Raw genomic sequence first — 18,137 nt, 5'->3', positions numbered from 1 at the left:
CCGCACCCCTGCGGGTCCTGCACGCCGTCACCCTGCACTCCCCCACCGGGGCGTTCGGCGGTCCGGTGCGCGTCGCCCTGAACCTCTCCCACGGCCTGCGCGACCGGGGCCACCACCCGCGGCTGCTGGCCCTCGCCGACGGCTTCGGGCCCGTGCCGCCCACCGACGTGGAGGGCGTACCGGCCCGGCTCCACCCGGCCCGGCGGCTGCTGCCGCTCGGCTTCAGCGGCATCACCTCGCCCGCGCTGCTCGCGGAGGCGGGGCGCCTGGTGCGCGGCGCGGACGTCGTCCACGTCCACCTCGCCCGCGACCTCGTCACGCTGCCCGTCGCCCTCGCGTGCCTGCGCGCCCGCGTGCCGCTGGTGCTCCAGACGCACGGCATGGTCGACCCCAGCGACCGGCTGCTGGCGAAGGTCCTCGACGCCCTGGCCGTCCGGCGGGTGCTGCGCGGCGCCGCCGCGGTGCTCCACCTCACCACGCACGAGCGGCGCGGCCTGGACGCCGTCCTCGGCACGCCGCTGCGCACGGCGGTGCGGCTGGTCAACGGCGTCCCCGCGCAGAGCCCCCGCCCCGCGCCCGAGGGCCCGCCGAGGATCCTGTACGCGGCCCGGCTCCAGGCCCGCAAGCGGCCGTGCGACTTCGTCGCCGCCGCGCCGGAGGTCCTGCGCCGCCACCCCGAGGCGCGGTTCGTCGTGGCGGGCCCGGACGAGGGCGAGCGGGGCGCGGTGGAGCGGCTCGTCGACGACCTGGGCCTGCGGGACCGGGTCGAGCTCGTGGGGCCGCTGGGACCGGCGCAGGTGCTGGAGGAGCTGCGCCGGGCGCACGTGTACGTGCTGCCGTCGGTGGACGAGCCGTTCCCGATGTCGGTGCTGGAGTCGCTGTCGGTGGGCACCCCGGCCGTGGTGACGGTGTCCAACGGGCTGGCCCCGGCGGTCGGGGAGGCCGGCGCGGGCCGGGTCGTCGAGGACGCCTCGGGGCTCGCGGGCGCGGTGCTGGAGCTGCTGGAGCCGGAGGCGGCGGAGAAGGCCGGGGCGGCGGCGCACGCGCTCGCCGGCTCGGCCTTCTCCCTGGACGCCGTGGTGGACGACCTGCTGGACGTGTACGCCGGGGCGGTCGGCCGGGCGGTCGGTCAGGCGCGCAGCCAGGCGTAGCAGCCGGTCGAGGTGAAGCGCGCCGCCCCGGCCGGGACGGTCAGCGTGTGCCGCTCGCCGGACGCGCCGGGCGCCGGTCCCGCGGCCAGCTCGCCGCCCTGGGCGTCGGTGACCTGCCAGGTGCAGCCCGGTCGGGCGGCGGCGGTGCGGTAGCGGCCGGCGGCCGGGGAGGCGTGGGTGCCGTCCGGGTAGCCGCCCTTGGCCGCGTCGAGCACGGGTCGCTGCTCGGGGCAGAGGTGGGTGACGGCGTCGGCGGCGTCGCGCACGTCCCCCGCGATGACGGCCGCGACGGCCGCGTCCCTGTCGTGCCGGGCGGTCCGCTCGATGCGCTGGCAGGACTCCTTGCCGACGTCGAGCACGGCGGCGGGGTCGACGGAGCGCGGCACCCGGCCGCTCAGGTACTCCTTCTCCCGCGGGGTGAAGGAGCCCGTCGCCGGGGTGAGCGAGGCGTCCGGCCGGACCGGGCCGGCGGGGGCCGAGGCGCGGGGGCCGGCCGGCGCGGAGGCGCCGGGGGCCGGCGGGGGCGGGGTCGTGGCGCCCTCCTGCTCGCGGGCGACGCGTTCGGCGTCGGACAGGGCCGGGGCCGAGGCCGACGGGGTGGCGCCCGCGCCCCGGGCCGCGTCGGATCCGCCGCCGGAGGAGCAGCCCGTCGCGGTGAGCACCGCCGCCAGCAGCAGCGTGGCCGCGGCCGGGCGGCGGAGGTGGGTACGCATGTGTGTGGTGCTCCTGCTCCGTGGATCGCGTGCGGCGGGGGCGGCGCGCGCGGCGCCGCCCCCGCCACTGCCTACTTCGGCGAGAAGGTGAGGACCAGCTTCGGCGTGCCGCCGGAGGCGGGCGCCTCACGGGACCACAGCCACAGCGCGTCCGTGCCCTCCCCGGTCAGCGCCATGCTGTACTCGCCGCCCAAGGCCGCCGCGATGGCGGTCTTGTCCAGCTGTACCGAGGCGCCCGTGGACGGCCCGGTGGGCGGGGTGAGCGTGCCCAGCGTGCGGTCGCCGAGCGCCGGCTTCGTCGCGTGGGTGACCTCGGTCTCGGACCAGGCGCCCGTGACGGGGCTGACCCGCACCGCGTCGGTCGAACCGGCGCTCGCCGACGAGTCGGTCCGCACCTCCAGGGAGGCGCCCGTCAGCTGCCTGCCGGCCGGCAGGGCCGGCAGCGCGAAGCGCAGGTACGTCTCGTAGGCGGCGCTGCCGCGCACTGCGAGGGAGGTCCCGGTGCCGTGGTTGGTTCCGGTGGAGGCCCCGTTGACGTAGGTGTCCGCGACGGGCTGCAGGGTGGTGACCGTGTCGCCCTGCTGGGACGCGCGCTGGTAGTGCGCGGCGACCTGGTCGGCCGTGAGCGCCGTCGGGTAGACGGCCGTCTCGTCGATCTGCCCGGCGAAGTAGTTGCTCGACGGGCGGGACGGCCAGCTGCCGACGGCGTCGCCGCCGACGCGCCAGTACCCGGCGTACCGCTCGTGGCCCGAGCGGGTGTTGCTGCCGACGCGCTTGCCGTCGACGTACAGGGTCATGCCGCCCGGGCCCTGGGTGCCGACGACGTGGTGCCACTTGCCGTCGTTGTAGGAGGAGAGGGTCGACAGGGTGCGGGCCGTGCCGTCGTAGGCGCCGAAGTACAGCTGGCCCCAGTTGTTCATGTAGACGTGCTTGTCGTAGCGGCCGCTGTTGCGGGTGCTGTTGTTGCCGAACCCGATGAGCTTGCCGCCGCGGTTCGTGGTCGTCTTGAACCAGGTCTCGACGGTGTACGCGTCGCCCACGGTGACGCGGCGGTCGCTGTGGACCACGGAGTCGGTCCCGTCGAAGGCGTACGCCTTGCTGCCGTCGACCGTGGCGCCCGGGCCCTGGCCGAGGACGGGGCCGTTCGCCTGCAGGCCGCTCGTGTCGCCCTTGGACGAGTCGGCGGTGTACGGCGTGGTCGTGTCGTCGTAGCGCCAGTACAGCGAGGCGCCGTCGGCGATGACCGCGGAGGCGTACGGCTGCGCGGAGACGGCGGTCGTGGCGCTGACGGAGGCGGAGAGCGCGCTGACGTTGCCCGCGCCGTCCGTCGCGGTCACCCGGTAGGTGTGCGTGGAGCCGGGGGCGCGGCCGGTGTCGGTGAACGACGCCTGGGGCCGGTGCCACGGCAGCGACTCGGCGTCGAGGGTGGCGATCGGGGTGGCCGCGCCGTCGCGGTACACCCGGTACGTCAGCCGGCTGTCGTCCAGGTCGAGGCTGGTGCGCCAGCGGACCTGGATCTCGCCGGGCTTCACGCTCGCCGCGCTGGCGACGGGCGTGGTGGGCTTGCCGGTGTCGCCGGTGGAGGCGAAGCGGGTCAGGCCCTGCGCCGGGGCGCCGTTGACGGTGGTGAACTCGCCGCCGGACCACAGGTACTCGACGCCGTCCTTGGCGGCGATCGTGATCACGCGCGGTCCGATGCCCTCACCGAGACCGTCGTTGGTGTCCGGGAACCAGCCCAGCTTGCCGACGGAGGTCGTCGGCTGCGCCAGGAAGTGGTAGCGGCGCCCGTCGGGGAACTCGCCGACGAGGCCGCAGTCATGCGCGTGGGAGGCGCTGTACAGCACGCCCTTGTGCGCCTCGACGGCCTGCGTCGCGCCCAGGCAGGTGTCGCGCCAGCGCTGGTCGAAGCCGTTCAGCTCCAGGGCGATGCGGCCGTCGAAGCCGCCGGTGCCCTCGTTGGCGGTGTAGAAGCCGGTGGCGTCGGTGTCGATGTCCTTGACGACCGAGCTGTTCATGATGAAGCCCGGGTACGTCCTGGCGTTGGCGCCGGTCTGGGCGTCGACCACGGCGAGCGCGTGCGAGTCGGCGCCGTTGACCTTGAAGAAGTCGCCGCCGAGCAGGGCGTGCCGCCCGTCGGGGGTGATCTCGATGGCCCGGCCCGGCTCGTCGGCGTCCGCGCGGAAGGGCCGCAGGGCGCCCGTCGTCGCGTCGACCGCGGCGTACCGCTGCCGCGTCTGGCCGTTGACCGTGCCGAAGTCGCCGCCCGCGTACACCGTGTCGTCGGTGACCGCGAGGGCGCGGACCGTCGCGGGGAAGGCCGCGTTGAAGCCGTCCTTCGGGGTGCAGGTGGCGATGTCGATCGCGGCGGCGCTGGAGACCGGCTTGCCGTTGACGGCGCCGAAGTAGCCACCCGCGTACAGGGTGCGCTGGTCCGGCGAGACGGCCAGGGCGCGCACGGTGGCGGTGCCCGAGCCGACGGTGAAGGACAGCTTGCAGTCGGTGGGCGCGCCCGTCGCGGCGTCCAGCGCCACGAAGTTCAGCGCCTGCCGCTCGGCTCCGGCCGCCCCCTCGGGGGGCCGCACGGCGGAGAACGTACCGCCGGCGAAGACCACCCCGTTGGCCTGGGCGAGCGCCCAGACGATGCCGTTGGTCTGCCAGGTGGGCAGGTCGTCGGCGGTGAAGGCCACCGGCTCGGTGAGCGCGGTGGCCTGCGGGGCGGCGGCCGCCCCCAGGCCGGCCGCCAAGGACAGGGCGAGGGCAGCGTGCAGCCCCCTGGATCTCTTCATGTACCCCCCAAGACAGAGCGTCTTGACGCAGTGGGCGGTCGGCGGCCCGCGGTTCGAGGCGTCCGGCCGATCGCCCATAAGAGTGAATGAGCCGTAGAGTAGCGGCTCTGCGGCTATTTCTGGCCAACTCCGGAAGAATTCCCGGGCGGACGGCTCAGCGGTCGACGCGCACCGTGGTCCCGGCCAGTTCGTCCTGCACCTGGCGGACATCGGCGTCGACCATGATCCGGGCCAGGTCGTCCACCCTGACCTCGGGCTTCCACCCGAGCAGCGTCTCGGCCTTGCTCGCGTCGCCGATGAGCGCGTCGACCTCGCTGGGGCGCTCGTACTTGGCGTCGTAGCGGACGTACTCCTGCCAGTCGAGGCCCGCGTGGCCGAAGGCGGTCTCCAGGAACTGGCGCACGGTGGCCGCGACACCGGTCGCCACGACGTAGTCGGTGGGCTCGTCCTGCTGGAGCATGCGCCACATCGCGTCGACGTACTCGGGGGCGTACCCCCAGTCGCGGACGGCGTCGAGGTTGCCGAGGTACAGCTCGCTCTGGAGGCCGGCCTTGATGCGGGCCACCGCGCGGGTGATCTTGCGGGTGACGAAGGTCTCGCCGCGGCGCGGGGACTCGTGGTTGAAGAGGATGCCGTTCACCGCGTACATGCCGTACGCCTCGCGGTAGTTGACGGTCGCCCAGTACCCGAAGACCTTCGCGACGCCGTAGGGGCTGCGCGGGTGGAAGGGCGTCGCCTCGTTCTGCGGGGGCGGGGTCGCGCCGAACATCTCCGAGGAGGACGCCTGGTACACGCGCGTGTCGATGCCGGCGGCGCGCACCGCCTCCAGCAGCCGCAGCGCCCCGAGGCCGGTGACGTCCCCGGTGTAGAGCGGGGCGTCGAAGGAGACGCGCACGTGGGACTGGGCGCCGAGGTTGTACACCTCGTCGGGGCGGATCTCGCGCAGCAGGTTCACCAGCGCCACCCCGTCGGAGAGGTCGGCGTGGTGCAGCACGAAGGAGCGGCCGGCCTCCTGCGGGCCCTGGTAGATGTGGTCGATCCGCTCGGTGTTGAAGGTGGACGACCGGCGCACGAGACCGTGCACCGTGTACCCCTTCGACAGCAGCAGCTCGGACAGGTACGACCCGTCCTGGCCGGTGACCCCCGTGATCAAAGCGGTCTTGCTCATGCGTGGCATCTCCTCCCGGAGGAGCCGCGCGCCGGCCCCGTCCGCAGCGTTCTGTTGCGTGGTGTGCGGAAAACCCGGCCGCGGTCGGCGGCGCCGCCGCCGCTCCTGGCATGATCCGGCTCATGACCGACTCGCAGGCGGTACCGCCGCCCCTCACCCAGTCGTCGCCGTACCTGCCGCGGCAGGCCCGGATATTCGTGGCGGGCCACCGGGGCCTCGTCGGGTCCGCGGTGGTCCGCAGGCTGGCCGCCGAGGACCACGAGGTGATCACCCGTGACCGCGCGGCGCTCGACCTGCGCGACGCCGCGGCCACCGCGGCGTTCCTGGCGGACGTACGGCCGGACGCGGTCGTCCTGGCCGCCGCCAAGGTCGGCGGGATCCTGGCGAACAGCACCCAGCCGGTGCCGTTCCTGGAGGACAACCTCCGGATCCAGCTCAGCGTCATCGCGGGCGCGCACGCGGCCGGCGTGGCGCGGCTGCTGTTCCTCGGCTCGTCGTGCATCTACCCCAAGCACGCCCCGCAGCCCATCCGGGAGGACGCGCTGCTGACCGGCCCGCTGGAGCCCACCAACGAGCCGTACGCGCTGGCGAAGATCGCCGGCATCTGCCAGGTCCAGTCGTACCGCCGGCAGTACGGCGCCGCGTTCGTCTCGGCGATGCCGACCAACCTCTACGGCCCGGGCGACAACTTCGACCTGGAGACCTCGCACGTCCTGCCCGCGCTGGTGCGCCGGTTCCACGAGGCGCGCGAGGCCGGCCGGGACGAGGTGACGCTGTGGGGCTCGGGCACCCCGCGGCGGGAGTTCCTGCACGTCGACGACCTGGCGGACGCGTGCCTGACGCTGCTCGCCGCGTACGACGGGGACGCGCCGGTCAACGTCGGCTGCGGCGAGGACCTCACGATCCGCGAGCTGGCCGAGACGGTCGCCGACGTGACCGGCTTCACCGGCCGGATCGCCTGGGACACGAGCAAGCCGGACGGGACGCCCCGCAAGCTGCTGGACGTCTCCAAGCTCACCGCGCTCGGCTGGCGGCCCCGCGTCGCGCTGCGCGACGGCATCGCCGCCACGTACGCGTGGTGGCTGGACGCGCGCGGGGGCGAGGGGCCCGCGGGCAGGGCGTAGCGCCGCCGGTCGCCGCATCGGCGCCTCAGTACGCTCCGCGGCCGTCGACGACGGCGCGGAGCGTACGGCTCATCACATCGAGGTCGCTGCTGAACGACCAGTTGTCCACGTACTGCAGATCGAGCTGAATCGTTTCGTCCCAGGAGAGGTCCGAGCGTCCGCTGACCTGCCACAGCCCCGTCATGCCGGGCCGCACGCGCAGCCGGCGCAGCGCCGTGGCGTCGTAGCCGGCGACCTCGTCGGGGAGCGGCGGGCGCGGGCCCACCAGGGACATGTCGCCCTTCAGGACGTTGAGCAGCTGGGGCAGCTCGTCCAGGGACGTGCGACGCAGGAAGCGGCCCATGCGGGTGACCCGGGGGTCGCGGCGCATCTTGAACATCAGCCCGTCGCACTCGTTGCGCGCGGCGAGGTCCTCCTTGCGCCGGTCGGCGTCCGTCACCATGCTGCGGAACTTCCACATGGTGAACGTCTCCTGGTCCCGGCCGACGCGCACCTGCCGGTAGAGGGCGGGACCGGGCGAGTCGAGCCGTATGAGCACGGCCAGCAGGAGGAGCACCGGGGCGAGCAGGAGCAGGCCGAGCGCGGCGCCGCAGCGGTCGACGGCGGACTTCAAGGCGGCCTGCGCGCCGTGGCCGAGCGGCGGTTCGACCCGCAGCACGGTGAGTCCGGCGACGGAGGTGGCCGCGAGCCGCTTGACCGAGGTCTCGACCAGGCCGGGCGTCAGCGCGACGTCGAGCCCGGCGTCGTGGAGCGCCCAGCACAGCTCGCGCAGCCGGTCGCCGGTGAGCCGGGCGCCGGGCGCGAGGAGCACCAGTTCGGCGCGGTGGCGCCGGGCGGCGTCGACGAGGCGGTGGCCGGCGGCGCGGCCGTCGAGCTCCGGGTCGAGGCGGTCGCCCGCGCCCGTGGGCCCCGCGGCGGCACCGGCCGTGCCGGCGCCGACGACGACCGTGCCGACGACGGCGTACGGGTGGTCGGTGCGGGAGGCCAGCCGCTGGACGGCGGCGTCCAGCGCGCCGGGCTCGCCGACCACGAGCACGCGGTCGACGGCCTGGGCGACGCGCCGGGCGGAGGTCAGGTGGCGGTGGGTCCAGCGGCGGCACAGCAGCGTGCAGACCAGGCCGGGCGCCAGCGCGGCCAGCGCCGGGTACGGCTCGGGGGTCTGCGCCGTGGCGACGCTGAGCACCGCCAGCGAGGCCACCAGGATCAACCAGTCGTGCAGGACGGGCAGCGCGCCGCGCGACTCGCCCAGTTCGGAGGATCGGTACCGGTGCCGCAGGGCCCGTACCGCGACCCAGGTCGCCGTGGCGACGAGGGCCGACAGGCCCGGGTGCGGCTGCCCGGCGCGGGACAGCACCAGCGCGGTCGACGCGGCGGTGACCCCGGCGTCCACGCCGAGGACGACCGGCAGGTACCAGCGCGGTTTGGCGCGGCGGCCGGCCGCGGCGGTGTGGTGGTGGTGGCGTCCGGGTATGGCCGCGCGGACACCGGTCAGTCGAGCTGCGTGAACCCCGTAGGTTCCCGTGTCTCCCAAGATTCGTACGCCCCCCCAGGCCCGGAGAACCGCGCGCCCCGCTCCTGTGGAGTGAGCGGTTCACACAATTCCTTCACGCGAGGGCACACTACGCCACACGCCCGTTCTACAGAACACGTTCTTTCGTAAGCTTTCGTATACGCACTGTTTCCGGACACAGGTCAGAGCCACCCGGAAGGCGTTGCCGGGTGCGGTGCCGGGCTGGTGTACGCGGGGCGCGCGGAGGTGCACCGGGGGCGCACGGGAGGGGCGGTACGGCGGCGGTACGGCTAGGCGGGCGCGGCCAGCTCCGCCCAGACGGTCTTGCCCGACGCCTCCTGCGGCCGCTGGACGCCCCAGTCGAGGCACAGCCGCTGCACGATGAACATGCCGTGCCCGCCGGGCCGGCCGGCCCGGTGCGGGGTGCGCGGGGCGGGCTGACCGGTGCCCCGGTCGGTGACCTCCAGCCGCAGCGCCTTGGCGTGGAGGGAGACCCTCAGCTCATCCGGTCCGTCCGCGTGGAGGCAGGCGTTGGTGACGAGCTCCGAGACGACCAGCAGGACGTCCTCGGCCGCCGCACGCCGGTCGGCGGTGGCGGCGGGGAGCCATCCCCAGTCGTACAGGGCCTGGCGGGTGAAGTCGCGGGCGAGCGGGACGACACCGCTGGCACCGTCCAGCGCGAGCCGCCGCGTCTCGCGGTGCGGTCCCCGCTCGTCGGACGCGGCGGAAGGCACCCCGTCACGCGTGGAGGGGGCGCCGGGGCCGTCCGGCTCGGGGCCGAGACCGCTCGGCGGTTGCTGCTGGGTGGCACCCATCAGCGCGTCACCTCACCGATTCACCAGGTCGTCATTACGTCGACGTCTGCTTCGTTTGCTTCGTTACAAGGAGTGTGGCCCCTCGACGGGCCACCCGGGGGGTGGTTCTGCGTTCTTCTGCCCGGCTGCCGGCGGGCGACACCCCTCGGATCGGGTCGCGCACCGGCCCCTCGCGGACCGGCCGCGCCCCTCACCGCAGGGCGTCGTCCAGTGACTCGTGGACGGGGAAGACCGCACCCGCGCCCGTGATTTCGAACACTCTGGCGACGGCGGGGCGCATCGCGGCGAGGTGTACCGCGCCGCCCGCCTCCTCCGCCTTCAGTCGCGCCCCGAGGAGCACGTTCAGCCCCGTCGAGTCGCAGAACTCCAGCTCCGAGCAGTCGACCACCAGGCGGGTCCGTCCTCGGGCGATCGCCGCCTCCAGGGGTTCCCGCAGGAGGTCCGCCGTGTGGTGGTCGAGCTCACCGGCCGGCATGAGGACCTCACTGGGACCTTCCGTCCGGACCTCGACCTGGAGTCGGCCCTGATTCGCGCTGCCGACCGTCTCGCGGCCCATTCCGCCCCTCTTCGCCGATGCCTACGGGTCGGTAGAACCCTACGACGAATCCGCGCTGTCGGGTAGTCGAAGGCTGCCGTAAAGGGTATATACGGAACAAATGACACTTGCACCGGTGCGTGCGGACCCGGTAGGGCTAGTAGGGAACACCGACACGGCCGGCTTTGGAGGCGCCGCACACCGCAGGCTGACGTATGGGCATCGGCGGCCTTATGCCGAGAACGATGGAGGAGACCATGTCACCCCGGCTCGACGGAACGCGTACCCACGACGCGGCGTCGGCAACACCCCCGAACGAGATCCTTTTCCCCCCCACACCCCGCGCCCCCGGCGCGGCGCACCCCGACGGGCTCGCGGACCTCCCCGAGATCCCCCCGTTCGACGAGGTGGCGCCCCCGGACGCGCGAGCGCTGTCCAAGACGCTCTTCGCGCGGCTGGAGACCCTCGAAGAGGGCACGCACGAGTACGCGTACGTCCGCAACACCCTGGTCGAGCTGAACCTCGCCCTGGTGAGGTTCGCCGCCTCCCGCTTCCGCTCCCGCAGCGAGCCGATGGAGGACATCGTCCAGGTCGGCACGGTCGGCCTGATCAAGGCGATCGACCGCTTCGAGGTCGGCCGCGAGGTGGAGTTCCCCACGTTCGCGATGCCGACCATCGTCGGTGAGATCAAGCGCTTCTTCCGCGACACGTCCTGGTCGGTCCGCGTCCCGCGGCGCCTGCAGGAACTCCGCCTCGACCTCGCCAGGGCCGGTGACGAGCTGGCCCAGGAACTGGACCGCTCGCCGACCGTGGCCGAGCTGGCCGACCGGCTCGGCATCAGCGCCGACGAGGTCGTCGAGGGCATGGCCGCGAGCAACGCCTACACCGCCAGCTCGCTGGACGCCCAGCCCGACGAGGACGACGGCGAGGGCGCCCTGGCCGACCGGATCGGCTACGAGGACCACGGCCTGGAGGGCATCGAGTACATCGAGTCCCTCAAGCCGCTGATCGCCTCCCTGCCGGCGCGGGACCGCCGCATCCTGTCCCTGCGCTTCGTCGGCGGGCTCACGCAGTCGGAGATCGGCGAGGAGCTCGACATCTCGCAGATGCACGTGTCCCGGCTGCTCTCCCGCACGCTCGCCAAGCTCCGCAAGGGCCTCACCGTGGAGGAGTGACCGGCGGCGCGGCCCCCGCCGCGCACCCACACCGCACCGGCAGGCCGCGAGGACCCACCCCTCCCAGGGCGGGCCCTCGCGGCCTGCCGGCATGCGGGGCGGACGGCGCGGGCCCGGCACGCGGGTGGTGGACGGCGCGCGGGGGCGCCGGGCCGCGCACCGGCGCGCCGGGCTCCGCGCGTCCCGCGCGAAACCGCCGCCCCGCGCGCCGGACGCTGGTTGGGTGGGCGGATGACGACTGCTCGGCAAGAGGACTTCCTGCGGGCCTTCCACGCCCGGTGGCCCGCCGTGACGGCGGAGACGATGGGGCGCGGACGCGCCCCCGACGGCCGGTCCAGCTACGCGCTGCTGTGCGAGCAGGCCGCGGGGGCGCGCTCCGCCCTGGACCTCGGCTGCGGGGACGGGCCGCTGCTGGAGCTGCTGGCCCGCTCGGGGGTGGCGGTCCTCGCCGGGGTGGACCTCTCCCCCGAGGCGCTCGCCCTGGCCCGCCGCCGGACCGGGGTGCCCGCGGACGCCGCTCTGGTGCGGGGGCGGGCGCAGCGGCTGCCCTTCGCGTCCGGGACGTTCGACGCGTGCCTGTCGCACATGGCCTTGATGCTGATGGGCGACATCGAGCAGGTGCTCGCCGAGGTGGCGCGGGTCCTCGCGCCCGGCGGGACGCTGGCGTGCGTGGTGGGCGGCGGGGCCGTCACCGACGAGGACGCGTACGGGCGGTTCCTGAGCCTGCTGCGGCGGGCCGTCGACGCGCTCCCCGCCGAACGGCGCGTCCCCCGGCTCGGCGACCCGAGGGCGCGCGACGCCGGGGGGCTGGGGGCGCTGCTGCGGGGCGCCGGGTTCGGGCCGCTGGTGTGGGAGAGCGTGCCGCTGCGGCTCGACGGGTCCGTCGAGGAGGTGTGGGGGACCGTGTCGGGCCTGTACGACCTGGGGCCGCTGGCGCCGTCGGAGGTCCGGGCCCTGCGGACGGCGTTCCTCGCCGAGGCGCACCGGATCGCGGCACCGGACGGGACCGTCCCGTGCGCCGTGCGGGTCCACCTGGGCCGCACGGCCCTTCTGCCGGCGGGGATTCGGCCGCCGGCCCCGCCCGTCGCCGCCGGAGCCTCCCCGGCGTAGGCCCGCCGCCCGGACGGGCGGTGGCGGTGCGGGCGGGCCGCGGCGGCGGGCCGTGGCGGGACGCCTCAGGAGCGGTCGGCGAGGGTGTGGGCCACCAGGGCGTTGGCGTGGCCGTGTCCCAGGCCGTGCTCCGCCTTGAGCCAGGCGACGAGCTCCATGTGGCGGGTGAGCGGCGAGGCGCGGACGAGCTCCTGCCACTCCGCCACCGGCCGCCCGTACTTCCTCTCGATGGCGGGGAAGTAGCTCGCGGGGCCCTTCACCGGCTGCGTCATCGTCCTGTCCCTCTTCCTGTTCCTGCCGCTTCCCGTCTCCTGCACGGCGGTCGCCGTCGGAAGGGGAGACCGGCGCCGGCCGCGGGACTCATCGGTCCCACGGCATCGGATCCGTACGGCCCGTCACGCGCCGGCCCGTCCGCCAGACCGCCGCGACCAGCGGGACGCCCGGCCGGTACGCCAGGTGCACGTGTGACGGGGCGTCCAGGAGGGCCAGGTCCGCGCGGGACCCGACGGCGAGACGGCCGACGTCGGTGCGGCGCAGGGCCGCCGCGCCGCCCGCCGTGGCGGCCCACACGGCCTCGTCGGGCGTCATCCCCATGTCCCGTACCGCCAGGGCGACGCAGAACGGCATCGACGAGGTGTACGACGAGCCGGGGTTGCAGTCCGTGGACAGGGCCACGGTCGCGCCCGCGTCCAGCAGGCGGCGGGCGTCCGGCCACTCGGCGCGGGTGGAGAACTCCGCGCCCGGCAGCAGCGTGGCGACGGTGCCGCCGCTCGCGAGGGCGTCGACGTCCTGCGGCGTGAGGTGCGTGCAGTGGTCGGCGCTCGCCGCGTCCAGTTCGACGGCGAGCTGCACGCCCGGCCCGTACGACAGCTGGTTGGCGTGGATCCGCGGGTGCAGACCGCGGGCCTTGCCGGCGGTGAGGATCGCGCGCGCCTGGTCGCCGTCGAAGGCGCCCTTCTCGCAGAACACGTCGATCCAGCGGGCGTGCGGGGCGCACGCGTCGAGCATCGGGCCGGTGACGAGGTCGACGTAGCCGGCGGGGTCGTCGGCGAAGTCCGGGGGGACCACGTGCGCGCCGAGGTAGGTGACCTCGTCGGTGTGGCGGGCGGCGAGGCGCAGCGCCCGCTCCTCGTCCTCGACCGTCAAGCCGTAGCCGGACTTCGTTTCGAAGGTGGTGGTGCCCTGGCGGAGCGCCTCGTCCAGGTGGCGGGTGAGGGTGGCCTCCAGCTCCGCGTCCGAGGCGGCGCGGGTGGCCGCGACGGTCGTGCGGATGCCGCCCGCCTCGTACCGGCGGCCGGACATGCGGGCGTGGAACTCGGCGGTGCGGTCGCCCGCGAAGACCAGGTGGGAGTGGGAGTCGACGAAGCCGGGGATCACGGCCCGGCCGCCCGCGTCGACCCGGTTGTCGGTGGCGGGTGCTTTGCTGGACGCACCGATCCAGACGACGCGGTCGCCCTCGATGGCGACCGCCGCGTCCTCGATCAGTCCGAGGGGGGATCCGTCACCGAGGGAGGGGTCGTTGGTGACCAGGGCGGCGATGTGGGTGATGACGGTGGTGGCGGTGGCCGCCGCCGCGACGGCGCTGTTCGCCGTGTGCGGGCCGGTCGTCGCCGGGGCGCTGTTCGCGGGCTCGCTGCCGCTGTTCGCGACGCGGGGCGTGGTGGGGGGCATGGCGGGGGGCTCCTCCTTCGGCGGGGTCAGGCGTGCAGTGCCGCGATCGAGTCCCGCAGGGCCCGTGCGACGTCCGGTACGAGGGCGTGGGCCCCGTCCCGTACGACGTGGCGGCCGCCCACGACCGTGTGGCGCACGTCCGCTGCCGACGCGGCGAATACCACCGTCTCGGCTGCCAGACGCGGTACCGGCCCCGCTGTCCTGACGGTGTCGAGGGCGATCGTCGTGAAGTCGGCGGGCGCCCCGGCCTCCAGGCGGCCCGCGTCGGGCCGGCCGAGCGCGGCGTGCCCGTCGGCGGTGGCGGCGCGCAGCAGCGCGGCGGCGGTCCAGTGGCCGCGGGTGCGGGAGCGGAGGCGTTCGTCGAGTTCCATCGCCCGCGCCTCCTCCAGCAGGTCGATGACGGCGTGGCTGTCGCTGCCCAGCGACAGGGGCGAGCCGGCCCGCTGGAGGGCGAGGGCCGGGCCGATGCCGTCGGCGAGGTCCCGCTCGGTCGTGGGGCACATGCAGGTGCCGGTGCCGGAGCCGCCGAGCAGGGCGATGTCCTCGTCGGTGAGGTGGGTGTTGTGGACGCCCGTGGTGCGCGGGCCGAGCACGCCGTGGTCGGCGAGGAGCCGGGTGGGGGTGCGGCCGTGGGCGGCGAGGCAGGCGTCGTTCTCCGCGGTCTGCTCGGAGAGGTGGACGTGCAGCGGCGCGTCGCGGTCGGCGGCCCACCGGGCGACGGTGGCCAGCTGGTCCGCGGGGACGGCGCGCACGGAGTGGACGGCCGCGCCGATCCGCACCCCGTCGCGCTCCTTCAGCGCGGCCGCGCGCTCGGCCCACGCCTCGGCGGTGCCGTCGGAGAACCGCAGCTGGTGCCGGTCGGGGGCGGCGCCGAAGCCGGAGGAGAGGTACGCCGTGTCGAGGAGCGTGATGCGGATGCCGGCCTCGCCGGCCGCCGCGATGAGCGCCTCGCCCATGGCGTTGGGGTCGGCGTACGGCACGCCGCCGGGCGCGTGGTGCAGGTAGTGGAACTCGCCGACGGCCGTGATGCCGGCCAGCGCCATCTCCGCGTACACGGCGCGGGCGAGGGCGTGGTAGCTGTCGGGCGTCAGGCGGGAGGCGACCTGGTACATGGTCTCGCGCCAGGTCCAGAAGGTGCCGGAGCCGACCTGGACCGTGCCGCGCAGGGCCCGGTGGAAGGCGTGGCTGTGGGCGTTGGCGAGGCCGGGCAGGGTCAGGCCGCGCAGGATCTCGGCGCCCGGCGGCGGGGTGTCGACGCCGGTGCGCACGGCGGCGAGGCGCCCGTCCGCCACGTCGAGGGCGACGCCCGGTTCGATGGGGGTCCCCCCTGCCGGAGCGGAGCCGAGGGCCTGGGGGACGGTGCCGAGCCAGGCGTGTTCGCACCAGTAGGTCAGGCGCACGCGAGTCCCTCCAGTACGTCGGCGAGGGCGAGGACGCCGGCGACGCAGTCGTCCTCGCCGGCGTGCTCGGCCGGGGAGTGGGAGACGCCCGTGGGGTTGCGGACGAAGAGCATGGCCGTCGGGACGGCGGCCGACAGGATGCCCGCGTCGTGTCCGGCGCCCGTGCCGAGGACGGGGGCGCCGCCGCCGAGGAGCTTGCCCAGCTCGTCACGGAGGGCGTGGGCGAACTCGACGACGGGCGTGAAGGACTCGCGGACCACGGCGAGGTCGACGCCCTGGCGGTCGGCGGCCTCCCGGGCGGCCGCCTCGACCCCGGCGACGACCCGGTCCAGCGTGGCCTGGTCGGCGGCGCGGGAGTCGAGCCAGCCGCGTACGGCGGAGGGGATGGCGTTCACGCCGTTCGGTTCGACGGAGACCTTGCCGAAGGTCGCGACGGCCCCGGCGAGTTCCGCCTCGCGGCGGGCGGCGAGGACGGTCTCGGCGTACGACAGCATCGGGTCGCGCCGGTCGGCGAGCCGGGTGGTGCCGGCGTGGTTGGCCTCGCCCCGGAAGTCGTACCGCCAGCGGCCGTGCGGCCAGATCGCGGAGGCGATGCCGACGGGGTCGCCCGACAGGTCCAGCGCCCGGCCCTGCTCGACGTGGAGTTCGACGAAGGCGCCGATGCGGGCGAGCCGCTGCGGGTCGGGCCCGATGGCGTCCGGGTCGTACCCGGCGGCCTCCATGGCGCGGGGCAGCGTGACGCCGTCGGCGTCGCGCAGCTCGTACGCGGCCTCCTTCGTCAGCTGCCCGGCCGCGAGCCGGGAGCCGACGCAGGCGAGGCCGAAGCGGGCGCCCTCCTCGTCGCCGAAGTTGACGATCGCGAAGGGGCGCCGGAAGCGGACCTCGCGGGAGCGCAGTTCGTCGAGGGCGGCGAAGGCGGAGACGACGCCGAGGGGCCCGTCGAAGGCGCCGCCGTCGGGCACGGAGTCCAGGTGCGAGCCGGTGACGACGGCGTCGCCGGCCGCCGGGTCGCCGAGCCACGCCCACTGGTTGCCGTTGCGGTCGACCTCGTACTCCAGGCGGCGCGCCTCGGCCTGCATGCGGAACCAGAGCCGGCAGTCCGCGTCGGCCCCGGTCCAGGCGAAGCGGCGGTAGCCGCCGGTGGCGGCGCTGCGGCCGATGGGCGCGAGCGACCGCCACATGGCGTGGAAGGTGTCGCTCACGCGGAGCCGTCCTCACGCATCGGGACGCGGACGCCCTTCGCGTCGGCGACGGACTCGGCGGTGTCGTAGCCGGCGTCGACGTGGCGGATCACGCCCATGCCCGGGTCGTTGGTGAGGACCCGGCGGATCTTCTCGCCCGCCAGCGGGGTGCCGTCGGCGACGGTGACCTGGCCGGCGTGGATCGAGCGGCCCATGCCGACGCCGCCGCCGTGGTGGAGGGAGACCCAGGAGGCGCCGGAGGCGACGTTGACCATGGCGTTGAGCAGCGGCCAGTCGGCGATGGCGTCGGAGCCGTCGAGCATGGCCTCGGTCTCGCGGTACGGGGAGGCGACGGAGCCGCAGTCCAGGTGGTCGCGGCCGATGGCGAGCGGGGCGGCGAGCTCGCCGGAGGCCACCATGTCGTTGAAGCGCTCGCCGGCCTTGTCCCGCTCGCCGTAGCCGAGCCAGCAGATGCGGGCGGGCAGGCCCTGGAAGTGGACGCGCTCGCCCGCCATCCTGATCCAGCGCTGCAGGGACTCGTTCTCCGGGAAGAGGTCGAGGATCGCCTTGTCGGTCTTGTGGATGTCCGACGCCTCACCGGACAGCGCGGCCCAGCGGAAGGGGCCCTTGCCCTCGCAGAAGAGGGGGCGGATGTAGGCGGGGACGAAGCCGGGGAAGGCGAACGCCCGCTCGTAGCCGGCCAGCCGCGCCTCACCGCGGATGGAGTTGCCGTAGTCGAAGACCTCGGCTCCGGCGTCCATGAAGCCGACCATCGCCTCGACGTGGCGGGCCATCGACTCGCGGGCGCGGGTGGTGAAGCCGGCCGGGTCCTTGGCCGCGAGGGACGCCATGTCGTCGAAGTCGACGCCGACCGGCAGGTAGGACAGCGGGTCGTGGGCGGAGGTCTGGTCGGTGACGATGTCGATCGGCGCGCCCTCGGCCAGCATGCGCGGCAGCAGCTCGGCGGCGTTGCCGAGGAGCCCGATGGACAGCGGGCGGCGCGCGTCGCGGGCCTCGGTGGCCAACCGGAGGGCGTGCTCCGGGGAGTCGGCCCTCACGTCCAGGTACCGGTGCTCGATGCGGCGCTCGATGGCGCGCGGGTCGCAGTCGACGCAGATCGCGACGCCGTCGTTCATGGTCACGGCGAGGGGCTGGGCGCCGCCCATGCCGCCGAGGCCGGCGGTGAGGGTGATCGTCCCGGCGAGGGTGCCGCCGAACTTCTTGGCGGCGACGGCGGCGAACGTCTCGTAGGTGCCCTGGAGGATGCCCTGCGTGCCGATGTAGATCCAGGAGCCGGCCGTCATCTGGCCGTACATGGTGAGGCCGAGCTGCTCCAGGCGGCGGAACTCCTCCCAGTTCGCCCAGTCGCCGACCAGGTTGGAGTTGGCGATGAGGACGCGGGGCGCCCACTCGTGGGTCTGCATGACGCCGACGGGGCGGCCGGACTGCACGAGCATCGTCTCGTCCTGCTTGAGCGTGCGCAGCGTGCGGACCATCGCGTCGAAGGAGCGCCAGTCGCGGGCGGCCTTGCCGGTGCCGCCGTAGACGACGAGCTTGTCGGGGTGCTCGGCAACCTCGGGGTCGAGGTTGTTCTGCAGCATCCGCAGGGCGGCCTCCTGCTGCCATCCCAGGGCGCTCGTTTCCGTACCGCGCGGGGCCCGTACGGGGCGGGGTCCTGACATGGGGGGTGCCTCCTCGGTTGCTCGGCCTGGTCGGCGAGAGACCCCCCAGGACCACTGGGACGACGCTCGCCGTGTTGAGCGGGATATTCACATCCTGCTGGACTGAATAGATGTAG

The 18,137-nt window shown here is 74.8% G+C and carries 15 protein-coding genes; 4 read left to right on the top strand and 11 right to left on the bottom strand.

The window, feature by feature from the left end:
* The first annotated feature begins 8 nt into the window (after positions 1 to 8).
* Positions 9 to 1,151 (top strand): glycosyltransferase, encoded by a 1,143-nt coding sequence (locus LPA54_RS17675; RefSeq protein ID WP_228978872.1) that lies wholly within the window; start codon positions 9 to 11, stop codon positions 1,149 to 1,151.
* On the opposite strand, the gene LPA54_RS17670 is transcribed toward LPA54_RS17675, so the two are convergent.
* The 3 genes from LPA54_RS17670 to gmd all read right to left on the bottom strand — a co-directional run bounded on the left by LPA54_RS17670 (position 1,130) and on the right by gmd (position 5,818).
* A complete protein-coding gene (locus LPA54_RS17670) occupies positions 1,130 to 1,864 on the bottom strand; it encodes a hypothetical protein (RefSeq protein ID WP_228978773.1) in 735 nt (244 codons plus the stop codon). The two genes, LPA54_RS17675 and LPA54_RS17670, sit on opposite strands and share 22 nt — an antisense overlap.
* Before the next feature lie 71 nt (positions 1,865 to 1,935).
* Positions 1,936 to 4,650 (bottom strand): LamG-like jellyroll fold domain-containing protein, encoded by a 2,715-nt coding sequence (locus LPA54_RS17665; RefSeq protein ID WP_228978771.1) that lies wholly within the window; start codon positions 4,648 to 4,650, stop codon positions 1,936 to 1,938.
* A 154-nt stretch (positions 4,651 to 4,804) separates the two neighbouring features.
* Positions 4,805 to 5,818, bottom strand: a complete 1,014-nt coding sequence (gene gmd, locus LPA54_RS17660) for a GDP-mannose 4,6-dehydratase (RefSeq protein WP_228978769.1) — start codon at positions 5,816 to 5,818, stop codon at positions 4,805 to 4,807.
* Positions 5,819 to 5,940: 122 nt separating this feature from the next.
* Here gmd and LPA54_RS17655 point away from each other — a divergent pair, with 122 nt between their 5' ends.
* Complete coding sequence (locus LPA54_RS17655) at positions 5,941 to 6,942, top strand: GDP-L-fucose synthase (RefSeq protein ID WP_228978766.1); 1,002 nt, start codon at positions 5,941 to 5,943, stop codon at positions 6,940 to 6,942.
* Between the two features lie 25 nt (positions 6,943 to 6,967).
* On the opposite strand, the gene LPA54_RS17650 is transcribed toward LPA54_RS17655, so the two are convergent.
* From LPA54_RS17650 to LPA54_RS17640, 3 genes are all read right to left on the bottom strand, one after another.
* Positions 6,968 to 8,473, bottom strand: a complete 1,506-nt coding sequence (locus LPA54_RS17650) for a sugar transferase (RefSeq protein ID WP_228978765.1) — start codon at positions 8,471 to 8,473, stop codon at positions 6,968 to 6,970.
* 269 nt (positions 8,474 to 8,742) lie between these two features.
* A complete protein-coding gene (locus LPA54_RS17645; RefSeq protein ID WP_228978763.1) occupies positions 8,743 to 9,267 on the bottom strand; it encodes an ATP-binding protein in 525 nt (174 codons plus the stop codon).
* Between the two features lie 190 nt (positions 9,268 to 9,457).
* Positions 9,458 to 9,823 carry an STAS domain-containing protein gene (locus LPA54_RS17640; RefSeq protein WP_228978761.1) on the bottom strand — a complete coding sequence of 122 codons (366 nt, stop codon included), beginning with the start codon at positions 9,821 to 9,823 and terminating at the stop codon, positions 9,458 to 9,460.
* A gap of 224 nt (positions 9,824 to 10,047) precedes the next feature.
* Here LPA54_RS17640 and LPA54_RS17635 point away from each other — a divergent pair, with 224 nt between their 5' ends.
* Together LPA54_RS17635 and LPA54_RS17630 are read left to right on the top strand one after the other, a co-directional pair.
* Positions 10,048 to 10,977 carry an RNA polymerase sigma factor SigF gene (locus LPA54_RS17635; RefSeq protein WP_228978760.1) on the top strand — a complete coding sequence of 310 codons (930 nt, stop codon included), beginning with the start codon at positions 10,048 to 10,050 and terminating at the stop codon, positions 10,975 to 10,977.
* A 231-nt stretch (positions 10,978 to 11,208) separates the two neighbouring features.
* A complete protein-coding gene (locus tag LPA54_RS17630) occupies positions 11,209 to 12,087 on the top strand; it encodes a class I SAM-dependent methyltransferase (protein ID WP_228978758.1) in 879 nt (292 codons plus the stop codon).
* A 65-nt stretch (positions 12,088 to 12,152) separates the two neighbouring features.
* Here LPA54_RS17630 and LPA54_RS17625 read toward each other — a convergent pair whose 3' ends face one another.
* From LPA54_RS17625 to hutU, 5 genes are all read right to left on the bottom strand, one after another.
* On the bottom strand, positions 12,153 to 12,359 hold the full coding sequence (locus LPA54_RS17625; RefSeq protein ID WP_228978757.1) for a DUF4287 domain-containing protein: 207 nt from the start codon (positions 12,357 to 12,359) through the stop codon (positions 12,153 to 12,155).
* Between the two features lie 88 nt (positions 12,360 to 12,447).
* On the bottom strand, positions 12,448 to 13,758 hold the full coding sequence (hutI, locus tag LPA54_RS17620) for an imidazolonepropionase (protein WP_228978756.1): 1,311 nt from the start codon (positions 13,756 to 13,758) through the stop codon (positions 12,448 to 12,450).
* Between the two features lie 26 nt (positions 13,759 to 13,784).
* Complete coding sequence (locus LPA54_RS17615; RefSeq protein ID WP_228978870.1) at positions 13,785 to 15,074, bottom strand: formimidoylglutamate deiminase; 1,290 nt, start codon at positions 15,072 to 15,074, stop codon at positions 13,785 to 13,787.
* Between the two features lie 74 nt (positions 15,075 to 15,148).
* On the bottom strand, positions 15,149 to 16,360 hold the full coding sequence (locus LPA54_RS17610) for an allantoate amidohydrolase (RefSeq protein WP_228978755.1): 1,212 nt from the start codon (positions 16,358 to 16,360) through the stop codon (positions 15,149 to 15,151).
* Positions 16,357 to 18,021 carry a urocanate hydratase gene (gene hutU, locus LPA54_RS17605; RefSeq protein ID WP_228978753.1) on the bottom strand — a complete coding sequence of 555 codons (1,665 nt, stop codon included), beginning with the start codon at positions 18,019 to 18,021 and terminating at the stop codon, positions 16,357 to 16,359. Before hutU ends, LPA54_RS17610 begins: the two co-directional genes overlap by 4 nt.
* Positions 18,022 to 18,137 lie beyond the last annotated feature (116 nt).

The sequence above is a fragment of the Streptomyces sp. DH12 genome (genome assembly GCF_020873895.1).
Classification (GTDB): Bacteria; Actinomycetota; Actinomycetes; order Streptomycetales; family Streptomycetaceae; genus Streptomyces.
The sequence above is the reverse complement of the archived record's forward strand: the minus strand, read 5'-3'. Positions and strand labels throughout refer to the sequence as shown.

Bases quoted from the DNA above. Each gene is read 5' to 3' on its own strand.
- LPA54_RS17670 (WP_228978773.1), bottom strand. From the start codon at position 1,864: ATGCGTACCCACCTCCGCCGCCCGGCCGCGGCCACGCTGCTGCTGGCG.
- LPA54_RS17665 (WP_228978771.1), bottom strand. From the start codon at position 4,650: ATGAAGAGATCCAGGGGGCTGCACGCTGCCCTCGCCCTGTCCTTGGCG.
- gmd (WP_228978769.1), bottom strand. From the start codon at position 5,818: ATGAGCAAGACCGCTTTGATCACGGGGGTCACCGGCCAGGACGGGTCG.
- LPA54_RS17655 (WP_228978766.1), top strand. From the start codon at position 5,941: ATGACCGACTCGCAGGCGGTACCGCCGCCCCTCACCCAGTCGTCGCCG.
- LPA54_RS17645 (WP_228978763.1), bottom strand. From the start codon at position 9,267: ATGGGTGCCACCCAGCAGCAACCGCCGAGCGGTCTCGGCCCCGAGCCG.
- LPA54_RS17640 (WP_228978761.1), bottom strand. From the start codon at position 9,823: ATGGGCCGCGAGACGGTCGGCAGCGCGAATCAGGGCCGACTCCAGGTC.
- LPA54_RS17635 (WP_228978760.1), top strand. From the start codon at position 10,048: ATGGAGGAGACCATGTCACCCCGGCTCGACGGAACGCGTACCCACGAC.
- LPA54_RS17630 (WP_228978758.1), top strand. From the start codon at position 11,209: ATGACGACTGCTCGGCAAGAGGACTTCCTGCGGGCCTTCCACGCCCGG.
- LPA54_RS17625 (WP_228978757.1), bottom strand. From the start codon at position 12,359: ATGACGCAGCCGGTGAAGGGCCCCGCGAGCTACTTCCCCGCCATCGAG.
- hutI (WP_228978756.1), bottom strand. From the start codon at position 13,758: ATGCCCCCCACCACGCCCCGCGTCGCGAACAGCGGCAGCGAGCCCGCG.
- hutU (WP_228978753.1), bottom strand. From the start codon at position 18,021: ATGTCAGGACCCCGCCCCGTACGGGCCCCGCGCGGTACGGAAACGAGC.